Raw genomic sequence first — 13655 nt, 5'->3', positions numbered from 1 at the left:
ACAGATGCGGGATAAAATGCATCCGCTTCAGGCTGAAAACCGCACAGACAATCCCCTCGCCCCTTTGGGGAGAGGGTTAGGGTGAGGGGAACAGGCAATAATTACCCTCACCCCGACCCTCTCCCTAAAAGGGAGAGGGGGAAAGCCATGTTCGTAGCAATCAGAAGCAGATGCGATATGAACCGCATCCACTTTAAAGGTAAGAGTCAGTTTTTAATTCCCTGACCTATTTTAATGGCGCAGGCAATATTTCGCGCGCTGTTGAAGAGATTGGTTTCACCACTGGCGAGCACTTCAGCTAAAGGTGCCAGACGTGGCAAAATGCTGAACACCGCGTCAATGCCGTACTGGTGCACCACTTCCACACCATCACCCAATACGCCAGCAATCCCAATCACCGGTACATTAAACTGCTTCGCCACCGACGCCACGCCCAGCGGCGCTTTACCGCCTGCCGTTTGCGAGTCGATGCGCCCTTCCCCGGTGATCACCAGCGCCGCTCCCTGCACCGCCTGCTCCAGGTTGACCGCCCGCAGTACAATCTCAATACCCGGTTTAATATCCGCATTGAGAAATACCGCCGCCGCAATACCCATACCGCCCGCCGCGCCGCCGCCCGCCATCTGGCAGACATTGATTTCCGTTTGCTGCTGCAAAACACGGGCGAAATTTTGCAGCCCCTGCTCCAGCTCTTCGACCATCTCCGGCGTTGCCCCTTTTTGCGGGCTAAACACCGCCGCCGCGCCGCGTGCCCCTACCAGCGGGTTATCAACATCACACGCCACTTCAATATGACAGCTCGCCAGACGCGGATCGCATTCCTCCATCTCAATGCTTGCCACACGCGCTAAATTGCCGCCGTTTGCCGCCAGCGCCTGACCGTCGGCATCAATGAAACGCACACCGAGCGCCTGCGCCATGCCCATACCGCCGTCTACCGTCGCGCTGCCGCCAATGCCGAGAATAATATGGCGAATGCCGTTATCCAGCGCATGACGAATCAGCTCGCCGGTGCCATAACTTGACGCCAGCAACGGATTACGCTTTTCAGGCACGACCAGCATCAGGCCACTTGCTGCCGCCATCTCAATCACCGCCGTTTTCCCGTCGCCGGTAAGGCCATAAAAAGCATTCACTTTTTCGCCCATCGGCCCACAGACTTCGAGCGTCACGATGTTGCCGCCCGTCGCGGCAACCATCGCATCCACCGTTCCTTCGCCGCCATCTGCTATTGGCAAACAGATATAGTGCGCATCGGGAAAGAGGGTCGAAAACCCGGCTTTAATTGCCTGACAACATTTTTCTGCACTTAAGCTCTCTTTAAACGAGTCTGGCGCAATGACAATCTTCATTATCAATCCTTTTTCAACAAATTATTCGATGCGTTCCCACGGAATAAGGTTATCCATAAGAACAGCCAGTAAAATTCCGACCAGTAAGCCGTTACTGAGCAGAGGACGAAGCGTTAATGGAAGGTCTTGCAGATACACAGGCGGTAATGCCATTAAAAATATGCCGACAAATAACGGCAATGCGAGTCGATAAATATTGCGAGCGGTAAACGTTATTTGCTGGCTAAACACCAGCGCGGAAAAGAGTAAAGGCAGATAAGAAACCAGCATGACCGCGCTACTCACTGGTAAAGGGATACTGCAAAATAGTCGCGTGAGTGCCGGAACCAGTGCCACCAGCAGGCAAATAACGCTGCCATAAATAAACGAACGCCGCGTGTAATCGCCAGTCTGGGTTAATAAACCAATGGATGAAACAAACGGCGAGAATGGTATTACCGCCAGCGGCACGGTTATCAGCGTCATAAATCCGGTTGCCACAAAGCTGCGACGATAACGCGTATTCCCCGCGCCCTGCTGCGGATAAAAAACATCCGTGCCCCGAATCGCACCGTAGGTATTACTGATATTCACCAGACCTGTAATCACCGCCGTCAGAATAATTCCCGGCGACAACGCACCGCCACTGCCGAGCGGGAACCACTGCCAGTGCAACTCACCGGAGAGCGAATGCGAAGAAGGAAAGCAAAAGTACCACAACAACCAGCCGGTTATCGTGCCGACCAACAGGCCGTAACGGGCAAAACGTTGCGGCAGGAAGATAATCATCGCCAGAACCAGGCACATCACCGCCACCGAGAGCGCGAACGGCGGTAACTGAATTTTAAAATTCGGGTCGGCTATGCCAAACGGCAGCCCGAGCATACCTTTGAAAAAGATAGTGGTCAGCTGCGCGCCCAGCATCAGCATAAACAGCACCATCACCGTCGGAGTAAATAACCGCGCAAGGCGATGACCTAATCCACTAAGTCCAATCAATATCGTCAGCACGCCGGAAATCGCAATCCCCACCGCCAGACTGGTGGCGATATCATTGACAGGCGTTCCGCGCGATGCTTCGCCAAGGGTGATAGTGAGGATAGTTCCCCACCACAGGCCGCCTGGCCCTTCCATAATAGCGCGACGATGACCGCAGAACGCCTGAGCGAAGCAGGCCAGTGCAGTAGCAAGAAAAGCATATTGGGTGAGCGTAAGCAGACTACTTTGCGGCAACTGAAAAGCCGAAAGCAGCGTAGGAGGAACCACAACCGTGTTGCAAAAAATAAAGAAAAACCACTGAAATCCTGATAACAGGCTTTCGCGGCTCACTGCAAAATTGAACATAAACACACCTTAACCGGAGAATGCCCGCCGCGAAGGCGGGCATTGCAGGGGCCAGATTACTGCTGATGTTTAAGGATAAATTGACCTTTCGGCGCAACAGGGAAGCCCTGTTCGATGTCGTAAATCACATCACCACGTAAGATGGTTTTCGTGATACGCGCGCCAATGGTACGGCCAACATACGGGCTGACTTTGTGGCGATATTCCAGATCGTCATTGGTAAGAACATAGCTGCTATTCGGCTGAATGAAGACAAAGTCGGCATCTTTTCCTGGGGCGATACGACCTTTTTGCTGCAGACCGAAGATATCTGCTGCATTAGTCGCCATTAATTTGCCGAACATGGCCAGAGACATACCGCGTTTCTGTACTGCTTCATCGAACATCACGTCCATGCAGCTTTGCAGACCGGCGATACCGCCCCATGCTTTCATGATGTTACCGGCTTTCATTTCCGGCGGGCATGGAGAGTGGTCGGAAACCAGGCAGTCGATTTCACCGTTAAACAGTTTTTCCCACATGCCTTTCTGGTTTTCCAGATCGCGGATCGGCGGTGAACACTTCGCCAGGGTGCCAATTTCTTCGAACTGATCGGTATCCAGCACAAAGTAATGCGGGCAGGATTCACAGGTAACATCCTGACCTTCCTGACGCGCACGAGTCACTTCCTCAACACCTTCCGGGCTGCTGATGTGGCAAACGTGCAGACGGCAACCGGCAACTTTCGCCAGGTACAGTACGCGGCGAATCGCTTCCACTTCGGTAAATACCGGACGAGAAGCCACATAGTCATGTGCGGTTACGCGACCTTCACGCTTCGCTTCTTCGCCCAGTTCATCACAGATCAGGGCATTTTCGCAGTGCACCAGCACCGGCTGCCCCATTTCGCCCAGCTTCTGCGCGCCTTTGAAGAACTGCCAGTCGTTTACGTCACGGAAGTCGTTGTCGATACCACGATCGCCACAGGTCGCAACGAAGCATTTGAAGCCGACAACGCCCACTTCATCCAGTTCGTGCAGACGGTCGATGTTATAAGAGACCAGGCCACCCAGTTGTGCCGCATCGACAGTCAACTTACCTTTAGCGGCGTCGAACTTCAGTTCAATCGATGCGCGATCAACGGTTGCTGGCAACTGGTTGAGCGGCATTTCGATCATGGTGGTGATACCGCCTTTTGCCGCTGCGCGAGTGCCGGTTTCATAACCTTCCCAGTGGCTACGACCCGGTTCAGAAATATGGCTGTGCGCATCGACCATGCCCGGAGAAACGACCAGACCAGACGCATCCATAACTTCTTTTGCATCGCCCAGATCCTGACCGATAGCGGCAATTTTTCCGCCTTTAACGGCGATATCTACAACGCGAGCTTCGTTTTCTAAAATGACGGTGCCGTTTTTAATAATTAAATCAAAAGACATAACAAACTCCTTGTAAAATACAGATTGTTTTTTAACTCAATGTTCAATATCGGGATTAATTAACCTGTGACTTTTTGCTCTCCTGTTTTTTCTACTGCTGTGCGTTTCTTTAATAAAGCGTAGGCCGCAAAGGCGACGATGACGCCGACAAACCATGAAACACGCGATAACGGTTCCATGACCGGAATAAATTTACCGCCGAGAGATAAAATAACCGCCACCAGAGTGACTGAGAATGCAGTGAGGTTAAAACCGTTATCGTAATATTTAAAATCGCCTGGTGCGGTGTACAGTTCATCAAGATTAATTTGTCCGCGCATTACTACGAAATAATGCGCCATCATCACACCAATTACCGGCCCCAGCATCCCACCGATAATATCGAGGAACAAATAAATACTGTCCTGGTTTTCCATTAATTTCCACGGGCAGATCAGCAGGCTGATAATACTGGCAATCAGTACGCCGTTTTTATAGGTCAGTTTCGTCGGTGCAATAGCGGCAATCTGATAACCAGCCGGAATAATATTACCGGTGGCGTTCGTGGAAATGGTCGTCATCAGAATAACCAGTACCGCAAAGAACGAGGCAAACAGGCTGTCCCAACGCTGAACAATATCCAGCACGTTCCAGGTGTCAGCGCCGTAATGAATACTGGCTCCGGCAATAATACATACCCCGGCGACCGCAAACAGAATATAGGCCACAACCAAACCGAGCGTTTGCCCCAGCGCCTGCTCACGGAAAGAGTGAGCGTTTTGCGTAAAGTCTGATGCGCTCACCGCCGGTGCCGCCCAGACCGCAACCACCGCGTTGATCACCACCAGGAACAGGAAGCCACTATTTTCTGCCTTCTGAATACCGCTCGGAATGTAGTCAAAGATTGGAGCAATCCCTACCAGCGAAATCGCCCAAATTGCCATACCGCCGAAGACGATATAGATGCACGGGTTAAGAATAGCGGTGAATTTATTTAAAACTTTGCCACCGCCAAAACCAATACCAACGTTAACCAGCCAGAAGAGTAAGAAAGTGATTAAGCCCGGTAGAGAAAGCCCTAACAGGGTAAAATCACCGCCGAGAGTTAAAAATCCCGGCCAGATTTTGCCAATCAGGATCAAGCAGGCCAGCGATCCGGCATAACACTGCAAACCAAACCACATGATGGCGGCAATCCCGCCTCTTAACAGTCCGGGAAACAGTGCGCCACGTACGCCGTAAGAAGCACGCAGGATCATGGCAAACGGTACGCCGTATTTACTGCCCGCAGCACCGTTTAATACCATTACCGCGGCAATGAAAAAGGCACTGAGGATAATTGCCAGCATAATACTAAAGGTAGACAAGCCGAGAATAAAAAAGCCGCCAACCATCACATAATTGGGAACGTTATGAACCGAACCCATCCATAAGGTAAAATAGTTAAATGTTTTCCAGGTCCGCTTACTTTGCGTTTTCGGCAGTAGATCTTCGCTATAGCCGCGTTGCTGGAATAGTTTTCTCTGATGTTCCATAAATCCCTCTTAATTTCACGTATCGAATAACGCTGTTTTAATCTAGCTATGAGGAACAAATAAAATAAAAATATTATTTTTAATACTGAAGCAACATCTTTGGCTGCTTTCTTTTTTAATATTGCTGGCCGATTCATTTTCTGATATCGGCCATTTTTATTGCGGGTATCAGGCCAGTTTATGGTTAGCCATTAATTCCAGCGCCTGCACTAACGCAGAGTGATCCAACTGGCTGCCACCGTTTGCCGCACAGGTATTAAATAACTCCTGGCAGGTCGCAGTGTTTGGCAGGTTCAGCGCCAGTGCTTTCGCACTTTGCAGTGCCAGGTTGAGATCTTTCTGGTGCAGCGCAATTTTGAAACCTGGATTAAAGGTGCGTTTAATCATGCGCTCACCGTGAACTTCCAGAATACGTGAGGAAGCAAAGCCGCCCATCAGCGCCTGGCGCACACGTACCGGGTCCGCACCGGCTTTTGAAGCAAACAACAATGCTTCAGAAACCGCTTCAATATTGAGCGCCACGATAATCTGATTTGCCACTTTGCAGGTTTGACCGTCGCCGTTACCGCCCACGAGGGTGATATTTTTACCGAGCAATTCAAACAGCGGTTTAACACGTTCAAATACCGCTTCGTCACCGCCAACCATAATCGACAACGTCCCTTCACGCGCGCCGATTTCACCGCCGGAGACTGGCGCATCGAGATAATCGCCACCCAGTTCATTCACCTGACGAGCGAAACGTTTAGTTTCAATCGGGGAAATGGAGCTCATATCAACAATGGTTTTGCCCTTCAGCGAGGCTTTGGTACAACCATTTTCACCAAACAGAACTTCTTCAACCTGTGGCGTATCCGGCACCATAATAAAAATGATGTCTGACGCTTCTGTTACCTGGCGCGCAGTTTCAACACTGACGGCACCGAGTGACAGTAATTCATCAGCAACCGAACCAATAGTTGTGACATGCAGTTGATGACCGGCGCGCGCCAGATTAATGGCCATCGGAGTACCCATAATGCCTAAGCCAATAAATCCCAGTTTCATATTTAGCCTCTTTTAAATGTCGCTTTTCCTGAATTCAGACAACACGATCCCCTGCCGACGTAGCGGCCTAAAAAAGCATTGTCTGAACAGCGTTACGTTTTAACGGTACGGTTTCATCCAGCCTAAACCGGCTTCCGTGGTGGTTCTGGGTTTATATTCACAGCCAACCCAACCGTTGTAGTCAGAATGTTCAATTACCTTAAAGAGATAATCGTAATTAATTTCTCCGGTTCCCGGTTCGCCACGATGTGGATTATCGGCGATTTGCAGGTGACCAATTTTATCGGCCCATTGGGTCATGGTGTTGGTTAATTCACCTTCCATCCGCTGCATATGATAAATGTCATACTGAATTTTCAAATTGCAGCAGCCTACATCATCAATCAGTTTCAGCGCCTGCTGAGTTCCGGTGAGATGGAAACCAGGGATATCGAAATGGTTGATAGGTTCAATCAGTAATAAAATATCTTCTTTCATCAACATATTCGCGGCATAACGCAGGTTTTCCACAAGCGTTGCGTGAATCTGTTCACTGCTGAAACCCGCCGGAGTTTTACCGACCAGACAGTTGATTTTTTTATTACCCAGCGCACGGGCATAACGAATCGCCGCTGCTACGCCATCACGAAACTCTTCTTCACGGCCAGGAATACAGGCAATACCCCGCTCGCCCGCCGCCCAGTCACCCGCAGGTAAATTATGCAGCGTATGCTCGAGTTTATTACTCGCCAGCACCTGTTTTAATTCTTCAATGTCGTAGTCATAAGGGAACATAAATTCAACGCCGCGAAAACCACACTGCGCGGCTTTCTCAAAACGGGCGAGAAAATCATATTCGCCAAATAACATCGATAAATTAGCAGAGAAACGTAACATTATTTATCTCCCTTATTCATAGTGCATGAAGCAGGTTTCAGTCGGCGCGTCCGCTGCGTTATCGGCGATATCTTCAAATTCCATGACGTTATCCAGTTCGCTACCCATCGAAATATTGGTTACTCGCTCCAGCATAATTTCCACCACCACCGGGACACGGTACTGATTCATTAAGACTTTCGCTTGTTCAAAGGCCGGTGCAATATCTTCCGGTTTGAAAACGCGAATCGCTTTACAACCTAAACCTTCTGCCACTTTCACGTGGTCAACGCCATAACCGTTCACATCACTGGAGTTAATATTTTCAAACGCAAGCTGTACGCAGTAATCCATATCAAATGCACGCTGCGACTGACGAATCAGGCCGAGATAGGCGTTATTAACCAGCACATGGATGTACGGAATATTGAACTGTGCGCCAACGGCTAATTCTTCAATCAGGAACTGGAAGTCGAAGTCACCGGAAATCGCCACCACATTGCGCTCTGGATCAGCGGCACACACGCCCAGCGCCGCCGGAATGGTCCAGCCCAGCGGGCCTGCCTGCCCACAGTTGATCCAGTGGCGGTCTTTAAAGACGTGCAGCATTTGCGCCGCAGCAATTTGTGACAGGCCGATGGTGGTGACATAGCAAACATCGCGACCAAAGGCTTTGTTCATCTCTTCATACACGCGCTGCGGTTTCACCGGCACGTTGTCGAAGTGAGTTTTACGCAGCAAAGTGCGTTTGCGCTGCTGGCAGTCGGCGACCCACTCTTTACGACACGGCAGACGACCGGCTTTTTGCATCTCCTGCGCCACTTCAACCAGCAGCGTCAGTGCCGCTTTGGCGTCGGAGACAATACCCAGATCCGGGCACAGTACGCGGCCAATTTGCGTCGGCTCAATATCGATATGGACGATTTTGCGCCCTTCGGTGTATTTCTCTACCGAACCGGTATGACGGTTGGCAAAACGGTTACCGATACCAAACACCATGTCGGACGCCAGCAATGTTGCGTTACCGTAACGATGCGCAGTTTGCAGACCCACCATCCCGGCCATCAGTTCATGATCGTCCGGGATACAGCCCCAGCCCATCAGCGTTGGGATCACCGGAACGCTGGTCAGTTCAGCAAACTGTTGTAACAGCGCGGCTGCGTCAGCATTGATAACCCCGCCCCCGGCAACGATCACTGGACGCTCAGCCTGGATTAACATTTCTACGGCTTTTTCGATCTGCATACGGCTGGCAGCAGGTTTGTAGACCGGCAGCGGTTCGTACATATCAGGATCAAACTCGATTTCCGCTACCTGAACGTCGAACGGTAAATCCACCAGTACCGGCCCCGGACGACCAGAACGCATCAGGTGAAATGCCTGTTGCAGCACACGAGGCACCAGCGCCGCTTCACGTACTGTAACCGCCATTTTACTGACCGGCTTGGCGATAGCTTCAATATCAACGGCCTGGAAATCTTCTTTATGCAGACGGGCACGCGGAGCCTGGCCGGTAATGCACAAAATAGGAATGGAATCAGCAGAAGCGGAATAGAGCGCGGTGATCATGTCAGTGCCTGCTGGTCCCGATGTTCCCAGACATACGCCGATATTCCCTGCCGTTGCGCGGGTGTAGCCTTCCGCCATGTGCGACGCACCTTCCACGTGACGCGCCAGAATGTGACGAATACCGCCGTGCTTACGCATCGCTGAATAGAAAGGATTGATTGCTGCTCCCGGAACGCCAAAGGCGGTGGTGATACCTTCTTTCTCCAGCACATACATTGCCGCGTCAACGGCTCTCATTTTTGCCATTTTCTTCCTACCTCAATTAATTGGAAAAATTTTCCAACTTTCAAATTTTGTCAAAAAAACCCGCTCTGCAGAGCGGGATGCGACAGACACTATGGATGTGCTTTCAGTCCCAACGCCGTGCTGATATCGCGGGCGGTGTCTCTGACCAGCTCACCCTGACTGACAAAGCGATCTTCTGTCAGTCTTGATGAAGGCCCGGAGATGGAGATAGCGGCAACAACACTACCCACATCATCGTAAATTGCTGAAGCTATGCAATTCAGGCCAACAACATGCTCTTCTTTATCTACGGTATAGCCCAGTTCACGCGCTTGTTCCAGATCCTTCAGCAAGGTGGGCATATCCACAAGCGTCGTTGGCGTAAACTGCTGCAAACCGGTTTGCAGGATGATGCTCATCAGCTCCTCTTCCGCCAGCGGATAAAGCAGCGCCTTGCCCGCACCGGAAGCATGCAGCGGCAGACGACTGCCCAACGGCGCGCACATCCTGACCATCGATTTACACTCTAACTGACCAATTAATACCGCTTCATTGCCGTTACGAATCGCGACATTGACCGTCTCGCCGGAAAGCAACATCAGGCGGCGCATAAACGGCCCGGCGACGGAGAGGACATCGCGGTTATGGATGTACGCCGCACCGACGTTAAAGACACCTAATCCTATATGCCACCAGCCTAACTGACTGTCCTGATAGACAAAATCCGCTGCCTGTAAAACCTTCAGCAGGCGAAAGGTCGTGGAGAGCGGCAAATCCAGATTGAGAGAAATATCGCTAACTGACGAACTTCCCCCACTTTTTTCCAGATATTGCAGAATCGCAATTCCCCGCTCTAATGCCTGTGCGCCCTTCTGTGCCACAGGCTCCGCCTGTCCTGGCCTGCCGCGCCGTCTAACTTCCGTCATACCTACGTTAACTCCGACCTACAAGTGAGCATAAACAATGAACAATTCGTTTATCTTATGCAAGTCGGTTGTAGGCGTCACGCAAAACAGAGCTCCTGCTCAGGAATACTTTCGACATCACAGTTGTCACTGCCGCCGCGATCGATGGTCAGAAAATCGGTGACTCGCTGCCAGGCGAAAAGCGGGTGATGCCAGACATTACGATGGTAATTCACCCCCTGCTCACCGTTGGTGATAAACGCCCGCAGCGTTGTCAGGTCTGGTTTGTCGTCACCTAACGCCACGACCACCACAAACACTTCCCCTTTCATCGGGATAAACGCCTGAGTGCCCAGCGGATGACGTTCGAGTTCGTGAATGGTCAGCGGCAGCCTGGCCGGTTGCGCGCGGTTAATGCTAATCAGAGTACGGTCTTGCTCAAGAATCTCAACCAGCGCCAAATCGTGATAACGCTCCACCAGGCCATTGTTAATATGAAAAAAATCCCGTTGCTGCGTTTCGATTACGTCGCCATAAGCACTGAAGGCTTCCTGACTTAACGGTAATACCTGAAGTTTCATCTTGTTGTCCTTGTAACATAATTCCGTTCAACCAGCGCCGACCGGTCAGCTTGGTTTCAATAACAGGCAATCTAAAACCTTAAGAGAACAACATCAACACAAAAGTTGGAATATTTTTCCAAAACTAGATTTAGCCCACAAATCACGCAGGGTTATCATGTAAAAATACAGGTAAATCAAAGGACAGAAAATCACGCAACTCGCTGATTTAAAAAGGGGATACCCGAAGATGTTCGATCCAGAAACCTTGCGTACTTTCATTGCGGTTGCTGAAACAGGAAGTTTTTCAAAAGCGGCAGAACGATTATGCAAAACCACGGCGACCATCAGTTATCGCATTAAACTTCTGGAAGAGAATACCGGGGTGGCGTTGTTTTTCCGCACCACTCGCAGCGTGACATTGACAGCGGCAGGCGAGCATCTGCTTTGTCAGGCCAGAGACTGGCTGAGCTGGCTGGAAAGTATGCCCAGAGAGCTGCAACAGGTGAATGATGGCGTAGAACGCCAGGTGAATATTGTCATCAACAACCTGCTCTACACCCCCCAGGCCGTCGCCCAATTGCTGGCGTGGCTGAATGAACGTTACCCCTTTACCCAGTTTCACATCTCCCGGCAAATCTATATGGGCGTCTGGGATTCTCTATTGTACGAAGGTTTTTCACTGGCTATCGGCGTCACAGGAACCGAGGCGCTGGCAAATACCTTTAGTCTTGATCCCTTAGGATCGGTGCAATGGCGCTTTGTCATGGCGGTGGATCATCCGCTGGCGAACGTTGAAGAGCCGCTCACAGAAGCGCAGTTACGGCGCTTTCCGGCGGTCAATATTGAAGACAGCGCCCGCACATTAACCAAACGCGTGGCCTGGCGATTGCCGGGGCAAAAAGAGATTCTCGTTCCGGACATGGAGACGAAAATCGCCGCCCATCTGGCGGGCGTTGGCATTGGTTTTTTGCCAAAATCACTTTGCCAGTCAATGATCGATAATCAACAACTGGTCAGCCGGGTCATCCCAACGATGCGCCCTCCTTCGCCATTGAGTCTGGCATGGCGCAAATTTGGCAGCGGCAAAGCGGTAGAAGATATTGTGACCTTGTTCACCCAGCGCAGGCCGGAAATCAGCGGATTTTTAGAAATTTTCGGCAACTCACACAGTTAAAAATCAAGTTTCCTTGCGCGTTGGCGCGTAAAATAGCGCGCAAGCTGATTTGAGGTTCACTTTTAACTATGCAAGAGAGACACACGGAACAGGACTATCGTGCCCTGCTGATTGCTGATACGCCCATTATTGATGTTCGCGCCCCCATTGAGTTTGAGCAAGGCGCAATGCCCGCCGCTATCAACCTGCCGTTAATGAATAACGATGAACGCGCCGCCGTTGGCACCTGCTACAAACAGCAAGGGTCAGACGCGGCGCTGGCGCTGGGGCATAAACTGGTGGCGGGTGAAATTCGTCAGCAGCGCATGGACGCCTGGCGGGCAGCGTGCCTGCAAAATCCGCAAGGTATTCTCTGCTGCGCCCGTGGCGGTCAACGTTCACATATTGTGCAACGTTGGCTGCATGAAGCGGGGATTGATTATCCGCTGGTGGAAGGCGGTTATAAGGCACTGCGCCAGACCGCGATTCAGGCGACCATTGAACTGTCACAAAAACCGATAGTGCTGATTGGCGGTTGTACCGGCAGTGGTAAAACGCTGTTAGTGCAGCAACAGCCGAACGGTGTCGATCTGGAAGGGCTGGCGCGCCATCGCGGTTCTGCTTTTGGTCGCACGTTACAGCCGCAACTTAGCCAGGCGAGTTTTGAAAACCTGCTGGCTGCCGAGATGCTAAAAACTGACGCCCGTCAGGATCTGCGCCTGTGGGTGCTGGAAGATGAAAGCCGGATGATTGGTTCAAACCATCTGCCGGAATGTCTGCGCGAGCGAATGACCCAGGCGGCGATTGCCGTGGTAGAAGACCCGTTTGAGATCCGGCTTGAACGCCTGAACGAAGAATATTTCTTGCGTATGCATCATGATTTTACCCATGCATATGGCGACGAACAGGGCTGGCAAGCGTATTGCGAATATCTGCATCACGGTCTTTCGGCGATTAAGCGTCGGCTGGGGCTACAACGATATAATGAACTGGCTGCCCGGCTGGATGCGGCGCTGACAACGCAACTCGCAACCGGCAGCACCGATGGTCATATGGCCTGGCTTGTGCCGTTGCTTGAAGAGTATTACGACCCGATGTACCGCTATCAGCTTGAGAAGAAAGCGGAAAAAGTTGTCTTTCGCGGTGAGTGGGCGGAAGTGATGGCGTGGGTTAAGGCGCGGTAATGAGCGGTATTCTGAAACGGCGATTGTCGTGAGAACAGAATGATTGCAACAGAATACAGATATAAAAAAACCGACATGACAGTCGGTTTTTTTATTTTTCCGCCCGAGAGTTGGTGGTTCTGGGCAGAGATGAAACAGTCCTCATCTAGCAAGTGAATTATAAGTCAGGATACCAACATATTCAAACAGCTATGCCGGCGATACAATCCCGACGCTAGTAATGATACTGCCTCAAGGGATTACCGCAGTGCGGAAAAGTACTTTTAAGTCCTGGTCAGGATACAGGTGGTGCTGATTCTGGTGCTCTGATTTGGAGAGAGGCAGTCCTCATCTAGCACATGAAGGAAAATCATAGTTACAGGCAACGTAAGGGTAAGCTGTGATTGTCTTTCTCCCTTAAGGGAGCAACGGATGAAAACTTTTCTCGATAAAGTTCTCATCGTTCTTAAGGCGCTGATCGCGCTGCTGGAACTGATCCGCCAGTTTATTGAATAACTGAGGAAACGTAGCTAAGGCCGAAGGTTTACCACCTTCGGCCTTTAACAAA

Annotated in this window: 12 protein-coding genes; 3 read left to right on the top strand and 9 right to left on the bottom strand. The window is 51.0% G+C overall.

Annotated features, from left to right (window positions below):
- Positions 1 to 206 precede the first annotated feature (206 nt).
- From glxK to allA, 9 genes are all read right to left on the bottom strand, one after another.
- Positions 207 to 1352 carry a glycerate 3-kinase gene (glxK, locus tag A7Z06_RS03125; RefSeq protein ID WP_010344398.1) on the bottom strand — a complete coding sequence of 382 codons (1146 nt, stop codon included), beginning with the start codon at positions 1350 to 1352 and terminating at the stop codon, positions 207 to 209.
- A gap of 21 nt (positions 1353 to 1373) precedes the next feature.
- A complete protein-coding gene (locus tag A7Z06_RS03120) occupies positions 1374 to 2675 on the bottom strand; it encodes a uracil/xanthine transporter (protein ID WP_010344397.1) in 1302 nt (433 codons plus the stop codon).
- A gap of 56 nt (positions 2676 to 2731) precedes the next feature.
- Complete coding sequence (allB, locus tag A7Z06_RS03115) at positions 2732 to 4093, bottom strand: allantoinase AllB (protein WP_000006875.1); 1362 nt, start codon at positions 4091 to 4093, stop codon at positions 2732 to 2734.
- 59 nt (positions 4094 to 4152) lie between these two features.
- Positions 4153 to 5607 carry an allantoin transporter gene (locus A7Z06_RS03110; protein ID WP_000401082.1) on the bottom strand — a complete coding sequence of 485 codons (1455 nt, stop codon included), beginning with the start codon at positions 5605 to 5607 and terminating at the stop codon, positions 4153 to 4155.
- 168 nt (positions 5608 to 5775) lie between these two features.
- Positions 5776 to 6654 carry a 2-hydroxy-3-oxopropionate reductase gene (glxR, locus tag A7Z06_RS03105; RefSeq protein ID WP_000765851.1) on the bottom strand — a complete coding sequence of 293 codons (879 nt, stop codon included), beginning with the start codon at positions 6652 to 6654 and terminating at the stop codon, positions 5776 to 5778.
- A 99-nt stretch (positions 6655 to 6753) separates the two neighbouring features.
- Positions 6754 to 7530, bottom strand: a complete 777-nt coding sequence (gene hyi, locus A7Z06_RS03100; protein WP_105279336.1) for a hydroxypyruvate isomerase — start codon at positions 7528 to 7530, stop codon at positions 6754 to 6756.
- A 12-nt stretch (positions 7531 to 7542) separates the two neighbouring features.
- Positions 7543 to 9324, bottom strand: coding sequence for a glyoxylate carboligase (gcl, locus tag A7Z06_RS03095; RefSeq protein WP_001096879.1), 1782 nt, complete (start codon positions 9322 to 9324; stop codon positions 7543 to 7545).
- 89 nt (positions 9325 to 9413) lie between these two features.
- Positions 9414 to 10229 carry an HTH-type transcriptional repressor AllR gene (gene allR / locus A7Z06_RS03090; protein ID WP_000141275.1) on the bottom strand — a complete coding sequence of 272 codons (816 nt, stop codon included), beginning with the start codon at positions 10227 to 10229 and terminating at the stop codon, positions 9414 to 9416.
- Positions 10230 to 10306: 77 nt separating this feature from the next.
- A complete protein-coding gene (gene allA / locus A7Z06_RS03085; protein WP_000776394.1) occupies positions 10307 to 10789 on the bottom strand; it encodes an ureidoglycolate lyase in 483 nt (160 codons plus the stop codon).
- Between the two features lie 229 nt (positions 10790 to 11018).
- On the opposite strand from allA, the gene allS reads away from it, so the two are divergent.
- The 3 genes from allS to dinQ all read left to right on the top strand — a co-directional run bounded on the left by allS (position 11019) and on the right by dinQ (position 13603).
- Positions 11019 to 11945 carry an HTH-type transcriptional activator AllS gene (gene allS / locus A7Z06_RS03080; protein WP_000460113.1) on the top strand — a complete coding sequence of 309 codons (927 nt, stop codon included), beginning with the start codon at positions 11019 to 11021 and terminating at the stop codon, positions 11943 to 11945.
- A 68-nt stretch (positions 11946 to 12013) separates the two neighbouring features.
- Positions 12014 to 13108 carry a tRNA 2-selenouridine(34) synthase MnmH gene (gene mnmH / locus A7Z06_RS03075; RefSeq protein WP_001157982.1) on the top strand — a complete coding sequence of 365 codons (1095 nt, stop codon included), beginning with the start codon at positions 12014 to 12016 and terminating at the stop codon, positions 13106 to 13108.
- A 411-nt stretch (positions 13109 to 13519) separates the two neighbouring features.
- Positions 13520 to 13603: a damage-inducible type I toxin DinQ gene (gene dinQ / locus A7Z06_RS22360; RefSeq protein ID WP_349808740.1), complete on the top strand. Its 84-nt coding sequence runs from the start codon at positions 13520 to 13522 to the stop codon at positions 13601 to 13603.
- The last annotated feature ends 52 nt before the right edge of the window (positions 13604 to 13655 follow it).

The sequence above is a fragment of the Escherichia sp. MOD1-EC6819 genome (genome assembly GCF_002965765.1).
GTDB lineage: Bacteria > Pseudomonadota > Gammaproteobacteria > Enterobacterales > Enterobacteriaceae > Escherichia > Escherichia ruysiae.
Note: the sequence above shows the minus strand (reverse complement) of the source record. Positions and strands in the feature narration are given on the sequence as shown.